Origin of the sequence: Methylobacterium sp. Leaf93 (genome assembly GCF_001422345.1) — a bacterium.
Taxonomy (GTDB): Bacteria; Pseudomonadota; Alphaproteobacteria; order Rhizobiales; family Beijerinckiaceae; genus Methylobacterium; species Methylobacterium bullatum.
In genome coordinates, this window is sequence record NZ_LMMS01000004.1 from 30,010 (window position 1) to 43,799 (window position 13,790).

Here is a 13,790-nt window from a genome sequence, read left to right on the forward strand (position 1 = left end):
CCTAAGGGTTGCCGAGGAGGCGGCGCGCCGCCTGGATGGTCCGGTCGTTGCGCTGGTCGACGATGCGGCCCTGATAGAGATTCCGGTCGGCCAGGCGCTGCTGCAGGGCGGCCCAGAAGCCGGCGCCCCACTTGTCCTCGCTGAGGTTCTGAATGATGTCGGTGGACTTCAATTCCAGGGCGCGGATCGTCATGTCCGCCGCCTTCCCGGGGGCGCGGGGGAAATTGGCGCCGCCGACATCGTAGAGGAAGGCCGCCGCCGCGGCCGCTGGCGCGAAGGACCGCTCCGCCACGAGGCGTTCGAGATACCGGCTCGCCAGGGCGGCGTCGGGTGCGGTGATCCGCTGCTTGTTGGTGTTGGCCGGGGACAGGAGGAGTGCATAGAGATACTGCGCCACCGATACGCCGCTCTCCGCCAGGGCGCGAAGCTTCCCCTCGGCGGCGGCGTCGGTGGTCGCGCTCTTGAAGAGCGCCATCATCTCGTCGGTGCTTGGCGCCGGCGCCGGTGCCGGGGGGCGCGCCTGGGGCGGCGGTTGGCCCGGATCGGCCGGCCGGCCCTGCGGAGCGGCGGCTGTGCCCGACAGGGCACGGATGGCCGCCTGGGTCTGGGGCGTCGCCGCCCCGTCGGTCGGCCCGGAATAGAAGCCGCGCCGGGCGAGATTGCGCTGGATCGCGGCCACGAGATCGGGGGGCTGGCGGCCGAGATCGTCGGTGAAGGTGCCTATGGCCAGCGGCAGCCTGGCCGCCACCGTGTCCATGTAGATGTCGGCGGCCTTCTGCGGGTCTTTCGGCACGCCGCTCTCCGCGTCGGCGTAGCAGCCGGCGATCCAGAAGAGTGTCGACCAGGAGTTCAGATAGTTGTTCCGGATCGCCACCGGGTTCGCCTGAAAGGCGAGCCCGTAGCGACAGCCGCGCTTCAGGTCGTACTGGCCGCGCCCGCGGTTGAGCAGGAGGTCGGTCATGCCCCGCTGGGCGCCCGGATAACCGAGATCGGCGGGCTTCTGATAATAGCTCAGGGCGGTAGCGGCATCGGCCTTGACGGGGTTCTTGACGTAGATCCCGGCCCATTCGGGATTGTAGAGGGCGCCCATGAACGAGCGGGCGGAGATGTCGCCGGCATCCGCCGCGGCCTTCAGCTTGTCGAAGGCGGCCTTGTCGCCATCCTTGCCGGCTTTGTCGAGGAGGTCGAGATAGGTCTTCTCGCTCTCCTTGCTGTCGGCCGGCTTGCCCCATTCCCCGGCGGGCTTCAGCACCGCGAGTGCCAGGCCGGCCGCGAGGGCGACCGCCACCTGTGGCAGGGCGAACCAGGCGAGACGGTAGCGCGCATCCGCGTACCAGAGCGCGGCGTGCGCGCCGAGCCGGTCGGTCCCGCTCACGACTTCGCCTTCATGTAGGCGCGCAGGGCCGTGATGACGGCGGGGTTGCGCTTGTTCTCGACGGGGAGCGTGTAGAAGCCGCGCGCCGTCAGCTCGGCCTGGAGGGCGCCCCAGAACGGGCCGCTCCAGCTGCCCGCCTCCTCGAACAACAGCCAGAAGGTGACCTGGTCGTCCTTGAGGTCGACGCCGCGCAGGGCGAGGGCGGCCGCCTTCTTCGGATCCTTGGCGACGTTGCCCCAGCCTTGATCGTAGATCGAGGCGGCCTCACCCGCCGCCATGACGTTGCCGGCGGCCGCGGCGCGCTCGTAATAGGCGACGGCGACCTGCGCATCCGGCGCGAAGACCTGTCCCTTGTTCCGCACCGGATTGTACAGGCGCGCATAGGCGATCTGCGCGTCCGCGTCGCCGGAATCGGCCCGGGCCTTGAGCTGCGCCATCTTCCCCCGGTCTCCGGCCATGGCGGCCCCCGCCAGGGCCGTGACTTCCGGGTCCGGCCCGCTCGGTGCCACCTTGCGCGGCTCGGGCCTCGGGGCTGCGACGGTGTTCTTGATCCCGGCCTCCACCTGGAGGGCCGTGACGATGGCGGGATTGGCGCGCCCGTCCACGAGGCCGATATAGCGCCCGGACTTGGCGAGATGGCGCTGGATCCCCGCCACCAGGGCCGGGCTCTGCATGCCGAGATTGTTGACGAAGGCGTCGATGGTCGGCTGGTGCTTGCGCCACAGCACCGCGGTCACCAGCTCGCCCGCCCGGACGGGATCCTGCGGCAGGCCGCTCTCGGGCTCGACATAGCATTTGGCGAGCTTGATGGTGACGCGCTCCTCGCCGGTAATCGTCCGGTTGAGCGTCTCCGGGTCGTCCATCCAGGTCTGGGCGAGGCGGCAGCCGCGCTTGAGGTCGCCATTGGGGTTGGCGGGGTCGAGGAGCACGTCGGCCAGGCGCGTGATCGCCAGGAGGTCGCCCGCCGCGGCGCCGGGAGCATAGAGGGCGGCGGCCCGGGAGAAGTCGTTGGGCGACGGCTTCTTCGGGAAATAGGCGGCGGTCAGCGGGTCGTAGAGCGTGCCGAGTTTGGTCGCGGCGTCGATCTGGTTGCGCGTGGCCGCGGCGGTGAGTTCCTGGAACGCCTTGAGGTCGCCCTCCTTGCCGGCCCGGTCGCGCAAGGTCGTCAGTTCGGCCACCCGCGCCTTCGAGACCGTGGCCGGCTGTCCCCATTCCCCCTGCGCGGCCAGGGACAGGCACAGCCCCGCCAGCCCCAGCGTCACCACCTGCGGCAGGCCGAACCAGGCCAGGCGGTAGCGGGCATCGCCGTACCATAGGGCCGCGTGTGCGCGCAGCCACTCGTCTCGCGCGTTGCTCATGGTCTCGATGGGCTCCGGGCCGTTTCGTTCGCCTGGGCGAAGCGTCGGATCGCGGCGATGACCGCGTCGTTGCGGCGGTTCTCGACCGGGTTGGTGTAGATGCCGCGCGCGGCGAGCGCCCGCTGGAGCGCTCCCCAGAAAGCGGGGCTCCAGGTCGCGCCGAAGACCGGGTCCGTCAGAAAGAGTTGGTAGCCCGGATCGAGCTCGAGCTGGCGAAGGATGAGGGAGGCCGCCCGGTCCGGGTTCTTCTCCAGGGCGCCCGCGCCCTTGTCGTAGAGACCCGCCGCCTGGGCGGCGGCGTCGCGGGCGCCGGCCGCTGCCGCCCGCTCGAAATTGGCGGCGGACCGCCGGGCGTCCGGCGCGAAGACCTCGCCTTTGTTGAGGAACGGGCTGTAGAGGTAGCCGAGGGTCGCCAGCGCGGTGGCATCCCCCCGGTCGGCGATGGCCTGGACCCGCGCCAGGGCGGCGAGATCCCGGGTCGCCGCCTGGGCGAGGCTGCGGAACTCCTCCGCCGTCAGGCCGGTGCCGGTCTCGGCACGGCGCTCCGGGGCGGGATCCGGCAGGAACGGGCGCAGGCCCGCCTCCCGTTCCAGCGCCGCGATCGTCTCGGGGTGGACGAGCCCGTCCACCGGACCGGTGTAGCGGCCGATGGTCCGCGCCGCCATCGCCTCCTGCAGCGCGCGGATCAGCGCGGGCTTGTGCAGGCCGAGGCCGCGCACATAGGTGCGGATCGACGGTTCGTATTTCAGCCGGAGGGTGTCGACGATGAGGTCGCCGGCCCGCCGCGGCTCCTGGGGAATGCCGCTCTCGGCATCGACGAGGCAGCGGGCGAGCTTCTCGGCCAGGCGCTCCTCCCCGCGAAGCATGTCCCGCGTCGTCGCCGGATGGTCGAGCCAGGCCTTGGCCAGGCGGCATCCCCGCCTCCGGTCGTCCTCGGAACCGGCTTCCTCGAGCAGCAGGTCGGCGAGGCGTGCCATGGCCACGAGGTCTCCGGCCTCGCTGCCGGCGCGGTAGAGCTCGGTTGCGCGCGCACGATCGCTCGGCACGGCCTTGCGCGGGAATTTTCCGGCGACGAGGGGATCGTAGAGGGTCGCCAGCCGGGTCTGAGCGTCGATCTCCCCCGCCTTGGCTCCGGCCGCGAGCTGGCTCAGCGCGGCGGCGTCGCCCTCCCCGCCCGCGCGGTCGCGCAGGATTTCGAGTTCGGCGGCGCGCTGCCGGGACCCGGTGGCGGGGCGACCCCATTCGCCCTGCGCCACGAGGGCGAAGAGCAGGTTGGCGAGCAGAACGGTGCCGGCCTGCGGCAGGGCGAGCCAGGCCAGCCTGTACCAGGGATCCTCGTACCACAGGCTGCCATGGACGGCCGCGCGCGGGGTCATCGTGCCGGATCTCATGCGCTCACGACGCCGTGGCGGAGGGCGCCGCGCCCCCGATGGCGCGCTCGACGTCGACGAGTTCGAACTGGCCGTGATCGCCCAGGGGATCGGCCGAGAGCCGCAGGGCCTGGGCCTCGCGCAGGCGCTCCAGGAGCGTGCGCATCTCGCGCGCGTTCGCCCAGTCGCGGCCTTGCGCGCGCCGCTCGATCCACGGGAGCAGCAGGGTCTCGAACCGGGCCGGCAGCCGGAACGATTGCCGGGTCGCCATCAGGCGCAGGATCTCGAGGAGGTCGTAGGGATCGTAGGCCGGGAACTCGATCGTCTTGGTGAAGCGGCCGGCAAGCCCCGGATTGGTGTCGATGAACCGGCTCATGTCCTCGGTGTAGCCGGCGACGATGACGATGATCCGGTCGCGGTTGTCCTCCATGAACTTCAGCAGGGTGTCGATCGCCTCCTTGCCGAAATCGCTGCCGCCACCGCCGCCGCCTGCGGCCAGCGTGTAGGCCTCGTCGATGAACAGGATGCCGTCGAGGGCCTCCTTGCAGCGCTCCAGGGTCCGCGCCGCGGTCTGCCCGACATAGCCCGCCACCAGCCCGGCGCGGTCGACCTCCACCACGTGGCCCTTCCGCAGGACGCCCAAAGCCTTGAAGATGTCGCCCATGATGCGCGCCACCTCGGTCTTGCCGACGCCGGGAGGACCGGTGAACACCATGTGCTGGCTCACCGCGCCGACCTCGATGCCCTCCGCGCGCCGCTTGGCATCCACCAGGACCCGCGCCACCACGGTCTTCACCTGCTGCTTGACCGGGGCGAGCCCGATCATCGCCTCAAGGCGGCCGATGACCCTGCGCGCCTCCTCCATGTCGATCGCGCCGGCGCCCTGGCTGCCGAGGGCGGCGGCGATGTCCGAGGGCTCGAACCGGTTGATGTCGCCGCCGGGATGGGCGGAGAGCCGCATCGCCTGGGCCTGGCGGGCCTTCTCCAGCACCGTGCGCATCTCGCGGGCATTGGCCCAATCCTCGGCGCGGGAGCGGGCGCTCACATAGGGGAGCAGCTCCTTCTGGAAGCCCTCCGGCAGGACGAAGCCCTGGTTGGCCGCCATGCGCTGCAGGATCTCGGCGAGTTCCGGCGGGCTGTAGGGCGGAAACTCGATGGTCTTGGTGAAGCGGCTGGCGAGTCCCGGATTGGTGTCGATGAACCGGCGCATGTCGTTGGTGTAGCCGGCCACGATGACGATGATCCGGTCGCGGTTGTCCTCCATGAACTTCAGCAGGGTCGTAGGCCTCGTCGATGAACAGGATGCCGTCGAGGGCCTCCTTGCAGCGCTCCAGGGTCTTGATCGCGGTCTGGCCGGCATAGCCCGCTACCAGCCCGGCCCGGTCGACCTCGACGAGGTGTCCCTTGCGCAGTACCTTCAGCGCCTTGAAGACGCTGCCGAGCACCCGCGCCACCTCAGTCTTGCCGACGCCGGGGGGACCGGTGAAGACCATGTGCTGGCTCATGGCCGCCACGGGCAGGTTCTGGGCGCGGCGCTGCTGCTCCACCTGCATCCGGGCGATGACGCCCTTCACCTCCGCCTTCACCGGCGCGAGGCCGACCATGCCGTCCAGGGTCGCCAGCGCCGTGGCGAGGAGGTCCTTCTTCTCCACCGCCGCGCCGTCATCCTCGAACTGGATCGGACGGATCTTCCGGTTCGCCCTCTCCTGATCCATCGCGCGCCGCATGCCGGCGATCCGCGCCGGAATGTAGGTGGCGGCGAGCAGGCCTCCGACGATTCCCCCCAGGATCAGAACGTTGCGCAGCAGGGCCGAGGGTGTCGCCGCCAGGGGGGCGAGCACGTCCGGCCGCAGGGCGACCACCAGGGCGGTCGCGCCCAGCACGATGGCCAGGAAGAGGGCGGCGGGATGCTTGTCGAGGCGTTCCATGGATGTGACGTGCCTTGATGCGGGTCGGGCGCGGTGCGTGTCGCGGTCCGGAATGGGCGCTGGCCCTCAGGCGTCCTCGCCGATCGCGAAGAGCAGGTCGACGATCTCCAGGCGGCGCATGTCGCCGCCCTCCAGGGCGACGCGGGCGGCCTGCGCCTCGCGGGCCTTCTCCAGGAGGGTGCGCATCTCGCGGGCGTTCGACCAATCGTCGGAACGGGAGCGCTGGGCGAGCCATGGGGTCAGCGCCGCCTCGAACCCCTCGGGCAGCGTGAATTGCTGGCGGGCGGCCATGCGCCGGAGGATCTCGCACAGCTCCTTCGGCTTGTAGGGCGGGAACTCGATGGTCTTGGTGAAGCGCCCGGCGAGCCCCGGATTGGTGTCGATGAACCGGCGCATGTCGTTGGTGTAGCCGGCCACGATGACGATGATCCGGTCGCGGTTGTCCTCCATGAACTTCAGCAGGGTCGTCGAGGGCCTCCTGGCACTTCTCCAGGGTCTTGGCGGCGGTCTGCCCGACATAGCCCGCCACCAGCCCGGCGCGGTCGACCTCCACGAGATGGCCCCGGCGCAGGACGTTCAGGGCCCGGAAGATCTCGCCGATCGCCCGCGCCACCTCGGTCTTGCCGACGCCGGGGGGGCCGGTGAAGATCATGTGCTGGCTGATCGCCGAGACCGGGAGGCCTTCCGCGCGGCGGCGCTGCTCCAGTTCGAGCCGGGCGATGAGGGCGTTGACCTCGCGCTTGACCGGCGCGAGGCCGACCATGCCCTCGAGCGTGGCGATGACCTCTTCGGGGGACCGCGCCTCAACGATGCGGCGCGGGGCGAAGAGCAGGCGCGGCAGGCTCAAGCCCCCGGCCGGCTGCCCCAGGCCCGCCTCGGCCCGCCGCGCGGCCGTGGCCGTCACCACGAGGCCGAGGGCGGCGAAGAGGGCGGCGGCCGACCCGATGGCGGCCTGCCAGCGCAACTCGCTTCCGGCGGCGTTCCACCATGCCACCGGCCCGTACTCCGTGCTCATCAGCAAAGGCGTCAGGATCGCGACGAGAAGTCCCGAGATGACGAACGGGATGATGGCGGATTTCGACATCGGTCAGCCTCCACAGGGCTTGCTGGTGTTCCAGATGACGGGGATCCGCTGGACGCCGCCCGTCGTGTCGATCTTCAGGCCCGGCGTCAGCTCGAAGAAGACGTCCTTGGCCGCGCCCTCGACGACGATCTCTCCCTTGCCGACCTCGTAGGGGGCGGGGAACGGGACCGCGATGTTGATCGGCCCCTCGGCGACGTTGAAGGCCGGCGAGAGGTAATTGCCGGCCCGGATACGCACCACGCCGCCGGCATTCGCCGTCATCTTCGACAGGCGCATGTTGCCGAGGGGCGCGGTGCAGGCCTTGGCCTGCGCGACGAGCTTCTCCTTCTCCTCTGGCACCAGGGTCTCGGCGGCCTTGTCGATCTCGCTCGTCTTGACGAGGTTCAGGGCCGGTCGCTCCACGGTCCCGGCCGTCTCCCCGCCGCCGCTCAGGAGCAGGAAACCCGCGATGGCGCCCGCCGCCACGACGCCGCCCGCGAGGGCGATGACGCTCGGAGAGAGGGCTGGCTTTGACGGACCCGGTCTGGACGGGGCGGCCTTGCTCTCGGCGCCCTTAACCTGAGCCTGCGTCTGGTGCTCAGTATTCGACATTGATCCGGCCCTTTATCTTGACTGACTCAACCTATTTGCTGCTTTTTTCTGGATTTTGTCTTCCACAGGAACATCGCTCATCGCATGAATTAAAATTATTCTAAAAATTCTCGGCTAAGATGCGTTCGTTATTCGTTCGAGCTTCTATGCACCCGCCAAAAACCGGTCTACTAGTACACATGACCTATGGCCTTGGCCTTGACCCCTCGTGCCCCTTGCCTGGCACTAGGCAGCCAATCCGATCGCATGGGGGCTCAAGTCCGATGTCGTGATCGGGAGTGGAGTGAGTGGAACGGTGAAAGAGACGATCATCGTCGCCGATGGCCATCCGCTGTTCCGCGCGGGGATGGTGCACATCGCCGAACGGCTCTACCCGGAAGCGCTCGTGCAGGAGGCCGCCACGTTGGAACAGGTTCTGGCGCTGTCGCGCGCGGGGCCGCCGCCGGAGATCGTCTTCCTCGACCCCGTGTTTCCCTGCCTCGATCCCCATCGCGCCATCGGTGCGCTGCGCGAGGAGGTTCCGAGGGCCTCGATCGTCGTCATCTCGATGATCGAGGACGAGGCGGTGATCCGCGCGGTCATGGCCGAGGGCGCCGACGGATTCATCCGCAAATCCCTGCCCGCGAAGGAGATCGCCCGGGCGATCTCCGCGATCCGCGATGGCGAATTCGTGATCCGGCGCGACCTCGCCTCGGGCCTCGCCGCGCCGCGCTCTCCCCTGCCGGCCCTGACGCAGCGCCAGCGCGATGTCCTGCGCCTCGTTGCCATGGGGCACACCAACAAGGAGATCGCCCGCGAACTGGACATCTCCCCGTTCACGGTCCGGGTGCATGTCTCTGCGCTCCTGCGAGCCCTCGACGTCACCTCCCGTTCCGCGGCCGCAGCGAAGGCGGCCGATGCCGGGGTGTGCGGGTGACCGGCCCCGGTCCCGGCCATCGTACATCTGTTCCGGTGTCGGACCGGCGGCGCCCGTGGCATTGCTCGGCCCCATGAAGCAATCGAAGGGCATGAAGCGATTGAAGGGACTGTGCGGGCGTTCGGCCCGCGCGAGCGCGCTGGCGCTGGCGGCCTCGGCCATCGGTGGTGTCTCCCCCGCCGCGGCCGATCCGGACCTCGTCGGGCCGCCCGAGGAGACGGTGCTGGCGGCGATCTGCGGGAATCCGCCACGCACGGAGACCGGGACCTGCCGGATGAAGGACGGCCGCCCGGCGGCGTTCTGGTACGGGGCGATGATCCCCGCCGCCAACGGGATCTGGTTTACGGGCTTCGCGACGATGCCGGCGCCGGGGGAGGACGCGGACACGCCCAACCGGCGGACCGTCGCGACCGCGACCTTCGCGTTCGAGGATTCACGCTGGCGCCTCAAGGGTGTGCAGACCGAGATCGGGCGCATCGGTACCGGCAACCGCAACGGGGACGCTCCGCAGGTGGACGAGGGTCTCGGGGCGGTGACCAGGGCCGTGAACCGGGTGCGCCTGGTGATGGGCCTGCGCCTCACCTCGTATGGAGCGGCGGGCGCGCGCAGCTTCTCGTTTCTCCTGCTGCAATTCAGCAAGGTGCCGCTGCGCTGGAGCGTGGCGGGGGAGGTCCCCGCCGGGTCCGACGAGACCGCCGCCTGCGATTCCGAGGACGGCGAGCCCTGCCGGATGGGCAAGAGCGAGGGCCGGCTCGAGATCCTGCCGGAGGAGTCGTTCAAGCCCCTCGCATGGCCTCCCGTCCGGGTCACCCTCACGGGCACGGTCCGTGGCGAGGATGGGAAGGTCCGCCCGGCGACGGACCGGGATGCCCGGACCTTCGCGTTCGACGAGGCGAAGGGCGCCTATCGCTGAGAGCCTGTTTCAGCTTTTTTAAGCTGGGTTGTTGAGTGCATTGGCGGCCATAAGGCTTGTGGCACAGGCGAGACGCCCAATTGCGACGTCGAGGCGGCCAGCGCGCTCGCGCTGCAGGCCACCCCAATGGGTGAGCCAGCCGAAGGTCCTCCCCGCGATCCAGCGCCGCTCCAGAACGACGAAACCCTTTCTGGTCGGGCCGCTTCTCGACGACGCGGTGGCGCATGCCGTGGAGGTTGCACCACTCCTGGCAGCGCTGGGCCGTGAGGGCACCGTCGAGGAGGGCCAGACGTTGAGCTGGGCCAGTTCTCCTTGCCCGCGTCCAGCGCCGGCAGCATGTCGCGATCCTGCACGTTGGCCGGCAGGACGGCCAACGCCAGCACGTGCCCCTCGGCGTCGACCAGCGCGACGCGTTTGCGCCCGACCAGCTTCTTGGCTCCGTCGTAGCCACGCGGCCCCCGCACCCCGATGCACTTGACACTTTGCGTGTCGATGATCGCCAGCCTCGGATCGGGCCGACGTCCGCAGCGCTGCCGCTGGCGGCGGGCCGGAGCCCGCATCAGGCTCTCGAACAGTCCCTTCTCAATCCAGCGCCGGAACCAGCCGTAGACCGTGCGCCAGGGCGGAAAGCCCACAGGCAGCGCCCGCCACCCTCCGCCCGTCCGCAGGTGCCAGGCGATGCCCGCCAACACGTGGCGCGCCGCTGTCGCGTCCGGTCGGCCCGGCGGATCGGCTCGTTCCAGGAAACCGGCCACCTCGTCCAGGCCTGCCTGCAGCACCATGTCCTTCAGGCGCGCCTCATGGCGTGTCCGATGTCGGTCCGTCCACATCTGCTCTCCACTCAGCCCCGCTAGGCGGAATTTGTGTTTGCACAGGAGACAGATGGGGACAGCCGGCGTAGGACCTCAAACAGGCTCTTAGGATGTAAACCTTTTCGGCGTGGTCCACGCCGCGCAGGCGGTGCTGCCGGACATGACGCGCCGGGGGGGGGCGGCCGGATCGTCGCCATCCCGTCGACCGCCGGACAGAAGGGCTACCCTTACGTCTCTGCCTATTGCGCGGCCAAGCACGCGGTCGTCGGCCTCGTCCGAGCCCTTGCCCAGGAGACAGCCCGCAGCGGTGTCACCGTCAATTCGGTCTGCCCCGGCTTCACCGATACCGACCTCGTCGGCGACAGCCTGGAGCGAATCATGGCCGTGACCGGGACGCGGTGCTCGCCTCCCTGGTGCGCCACAACCCGCAGGGTCGCCTCATCCACCCCGACGAGATCGCCGACGCCGTTGCCTGGCTCGGCGGAGCCGCCGCGGGTGCCATGACCGGTCAGGTTGTCACGGTAGCGGGTGGGGAGCTCTGAACCCGCCTCTTTCGAAGCGGAGGGGCGTTCGTCGAGACGAGAACGGCGCCCTTTGGTTTCTACGGCGCTGCCGCTGGTTTTCTCTACTGGCAATTCGGAGATCGAAGTAAGGCACTACCGGATTGCCCCCCACAACGCCAACATCCGCCTTGAGCGGAACATTGCTACATAGGCAATCTTTACGCTTCCAGCGAAATACCCAAATTCGTCCAGCAAGCATAATCTTATCAGGGCCAAGCGAAGCGACGGTATCGATTCGCCTGGGAGGAAGTTGTCTTCAGCTATTCACCAACGGTAGCGCAGCGTCGCCAGCACGGTTTGACGATTTCCGTAGAAGCAGCCGGTCGCGGCGATGCAGGTCGATACGTAGGTCTTATCGAACAGGTTCGTCGCATTGACCGCGAGATCCACGCCTTTGAGCGCTGGGTAGCGGTAGCCGAAATCATACCGAACGGCCGCGTCGACCAAGGTGACGACCGGGATATGGTAGAGGTTGGCGTTGTCCCCGACCGAGGCACCGATGTAGCGCACGCCCGCTCCGAGACCGAGCCCGGCCCAATCGCCCGTTCGGACCGTGTAGTCGAGCCAGGCCGACGCCTGGTGTTGGGGCACGAAGGGAAGTTCGTTCCCGATGATGCTTGCCCCGGCCGCGTTTGCATTGGCCTTGGTGATCTCGCTGTTCATGGCGGCGTAGGAGGCGATCAGGTCGAGGCTTTCGGTCAGGCTGGCCTTGACCTCCAGTTCCACGCCGCGGACGCGAGCCTCGCCGGTCTGCGTATTGAACCGGAAATCCACCGAGTCCGGTGTCAGAACGTTCTTCTGCGTCAGATCGAACACCGTTCCCGTCATCAGGAGGTTCGTGCCGGGCGGCTGAAACTTGATGCCGCCTTCGATCTGCTCGCCCTTCGTCGGTGCGAAAGGCTGGAGGGCTCGGTCCGTGCCGGCGGTGGGCTGGAACGAGGTGGCGTAGCTGATGTAGGGGGCCAAGCCGCCGTCCAGCAGATAGCTCAGCCCGACGCGGCCCGTGAAAGCGGCGTCATCCTGTTTTACCCGGGAAAGCGCACCGTTTGCGGCATTCGTCGTGCGGGTCACCGCGTCGGCCCAGTCCTGACGCCCGCTGACGGTCAGGCGGAAGCCGCCGAAGCGGATCTCGTCCTGCGCGTAGAGTCCGGTCTGGTTTCGTCCCTGGGTGATCCGCGTGCCGAGCGGGGGGCGCGTGACCGTGCCCGCATAGACCGGGGCGAACACGTCGAGGGAGGGTACGATCCGGAGCTCGGACTCATCGTACCGGGCGTCTTCGCGCAGATAATCCGCACCGAGGAGAAGCGTATGCGCGAAGGGGCCGGTGGAGAAGCGGGCTTCGGCCTGGTTGTCGATGTTGAACAGGTCCGACCGCTCCGGGAAGGCCCAGGCGTAGCGGGAGAGCGTGCTGTTATCGGCGCCGAGGCCGATCGCCTGCACACGCTGGGTATTGGCGTCGACATGCGAGTAACGCAGGTTCTGCCGGACGGTCCAGACGTCGTTGAAGCGATGCTCGAACGCGTATCCGATGAAGCCCTGCTGCAGCTTGAACCGGTCGTAATTCGGCTCTCCGATGAAGCGGCTCGTGGGGATGCGCCCCTTCGGGTTCGCGTAGAGCGTACCGAGGGCGGGCAGGCCCTGAGGCGCTCCGCCGCCGGGTGAGTCGATGTTGAGATACTGCGACAGGATCGTCAGGGACGTATCGGCATCCGGGCGCAGGGTGAGGCTCGGCGCGATGAAGACGCGGTCTTCCTCGAGATAGTCGAGCTGCGTCCCCGTGGTGCGGGCCAGACCGGTCAGTCGATAGAGGATCTTGCCATCCGGATCGATCGGCCCGGACAGGTCGAAGGCGGCCTGCGCACGCCCGAAACTGCCGGTCTGGAGTTGGATCTCGCGCAGAGGCGTCGCCGTCGGGCGCTTGCTCACGAGGTTGAGCAGGCCCCCCGGGGAGTTCTGGCCATACAGTCCCGATGACGGCCCCTTCAGCAGCTCGACACGCTCGAGACCATAGGATTCGACACGCGGTTGCGAGTAGCCTCGGGCTCCGAAGGGCAGGCGCAATCCATCGAGGTAGCGGCCCGGCACGAAGCCGCGGACGTAGAGCCAATCATAGCGCACATCCGTGCCGTACTGGTTCATCACGCCGGGCGTGTAGAGCAGGGCCTGACTGACGCTCTGGGCCTGACGGTCCTCGATCTCCTTGCGCCCGACCACGTTGATGGCCTGTGGGGTCTCCAGGATCGGCGTTCCGGTCTTGGTCGCGGTGGCGCTGCGGCGGGCGACATAGCCGTGGACGGGACCTATGGCGTTCTCGCTCGTCACCTCCAGCACGTCGAGGGCAACGGCCCCGGCCTGATCCGGGGCGACGACATCGGCCTGTGCCACCACGCGCAGGAGGGTGGCGGATCGCTCGGCGGTGAACTGGGGCGTCAGTCCCGTGCCGGCCAGGAGCCGCCGCAGTCCTTCGGCGCGGTCGTAGCGTCCGACGACCGCGACCGAGCGCAGATGTCGGGTGGCGCTGCTGTCATAGATCAGCTGGACGCCGCTGGCCGTGCCATAGGCTGCGAGCGCTTCGTCGAGGGGCATGGCGGGAAGGGCGAAGTCGATCGCCGTGTCCTGGGCCGGCATGAGCGCCGATGCCTGGACGAGGTGTGGTCGACCCATCGCTGCGGCCGTGCCGGCATGCTCGATCGCCGCCGAAGCCGGAGCCGGCAGGGCGGCGACCAATGTCGCGAGACCGCTCAATCCAATGGCCATCCGGTACTGGTCCCGTCCCCGGTCTTGTCTGCTACGCCGCACCGTCATCAGCCCCATCGTCTCAAGGCGGCTTGCCACCGCTGTGCGACGGGTCGTGATCGCCCGTCTGATTCCTGAGACGCT

10 protein-coding genes and 3 pseudogenes are annotated in these 13,790 nt (G+C 69.0%); 3 read left to right on the forward strand and 10 right to left on the reverse strand.

Going from position 1 to position 13,790, the window contains the following annotated elements; all coding sequences use genetic code 11:
* Nucleotide 1: 1 nt before the first annotated feature.
* The 8 genes and pseudogenes from ASF26_RS05495 to ASF26_RS05525 all read right to left on the reverse strand — a co-directional run bounded on the left by ASF26_RS05495 (nt 2) and on the right by ASF26_RS05525 (nt 7,706).
* A complete protein-coding gene (locus ASF26_RS05495) occupies nt 2-1,375 on the reverse strand; it encodes a peptidoglycan-binding protein (protein ID WP_056250604.1) in 1,374 nt (457 codons plus the stop codon).
* On the reverse strand, nt 1,372-2,733 hold the full coding sequence (locus ASF26_RS05500; RefSeq protein ID WP_056142183.1) for a hypothetical protein: 1,362 nt from the start codon (nt 2,731-2,733) through the stop codon (nt 1,372-1,374). The genes ASF26_RS05495 and ASF26_RS05500 overlap by 4 nt, the downstream gene beginning before the upstream one ends.
* The gene (locus tag ASF26_RS05505; protein WP_056250606.1) at nt 2,730-4,109 is read right to left on the reverse strand and encodes a hypothetical protein; all 1,380 of its coding nucleotides are present in this window, start codon (nt 4,107-4,109) and stop codon (nt 2,730-2,732) included. Before ASF26_RS05505 ends, ASF26_RS05500 begins: the two co-directional genes overlap by 4 nt.
* A 19-nt stretch (nt 4,110-4,128) precedes the next feature.
* Nucleotides 4,129-5,367, reverse strand: coding sequence for an AAA family ATPase (locus tag ASF26_RS21865; protein ID WP_244475832.1), 1,239 nt, complete (start codon nt 5,365-5,367; stop codon nt 4,129-4,131).
* 73 nt (nt 5,368-5,440) lie between these two features.
* Nucleotides 5,441-6,031 (reverse strand): annotated as a pseudogene (locus ASF26_RS23730) (ATP-binding protein); the annotation flags it as partial.
* 66 nt (nt 6,032-6,097) lie between these two features.
* Nucleotides 6,098-6,481, reverse strand: a complete 384-nt coding sequence (locus ASF26_RS23360; RefSeq protein ID WP_244475833.1) for a hypothetical protein — start codon at nt 6,479-6,481, stop codon at nt 6,098-6,100.
* An 82-nt stretch (nt 6,482-6,563) separates the two neighbouring features.
* A pseudogene (locus ASF26_RS23735) lies at nt 6,564-7,115 on the reverse strand (ATPase); the annotation flags it as partial.
* Between the two features lie 3 nt (nt 7,116-7,118).
* On the reverse strand, nt 7,119-7,706 hold the full coding sequence (locus ASF26_RS05525; RefSeq protein ID WP_056250610.1) for a hypothetical protein: 588 nt from the start codon (nt 7,704-7,706) through the stop codon (nt 7,119-7,121).
* 295 nt (nt 7,707-8,001) lie between these two features.
* Between ASF26_RS05525 and ASF26_RS05530 the strand changes: the two genes are divergently transcribed.
* Together ASF26_RS05530 and ASF26_RS05535 are read left to right on the forward strand one after the other, a co-directional pair.
* Nucleotides 8,002-8,622, forward strand: coding sequence for a response regulator transcription factor (locus ASF26_RS05530; protein ID WP_280136344.1), 621 nt, complete (start codon nt 8,002-8,004; stop codon nt 8,620-8,622).
* Nucleotides 8,623-8,677: 55 nt separating this feature from the next.
* Nucleotides 8,678-9,535 (forward strand): hypothetical protein, encoded by an 858-nt coding sequence (locus tag ASF26_RS05535; RefSeq protein WP_244475834.1) that lies wholly within the window; start codon nt 8,678-8,680, stop codon nt 9,533-9,535.
* On the opposite strand, the gene ASF26_RS22520 is transcribed toward ASF26_RS05535, so the two are convergent.
* Nucleotides 9,526-10,365 carry a transposase gene (locus tag ASF26_RS22520; protein WP_156462878.1) on the reverse strand — a complete coding sequence of 280 codons (840 nt, stop codon included), beginning with the start codon at nt 10,363-10,365 and terminating at the stop codon, nt 9,526-9,528. The two genes, ASF26_RS05535 and ASF26_RS22520, sit on opposite strands and share 10 nt — an antisense overlap.
* Nucleotides 10,366-10,456: 91 nt before the next feature.
* On the opposite strand from ASF26_RS22520, the pseudogene ASF26_RS21875 reads away from it, so the two are divergent.
* Nucleotides 10,457-10,889, forward strand: a pseudogene (locus tag ASF26_RS21875) (SDR family oxidoreductase); the annotation flags it as partial.
* A gap of 285 nt (nt 10,890-11,174) precedes the next feature.
* Here ASF26_RS21875 and ASF26_RS05540 read toward each other — a convergent pair.
* A complete protein-coding gene (locus ASF26_RS05540) occupies nt 11,175-13,745 on the reverse strand; it encodes a TonB-dependent siderophore receptor (protein ID WP_244475835.1) in 2,571 nt (856 codons plus the stop codon).
* Nucleotides 13,746-13,790: the final 45 nt, after the last annotated feature.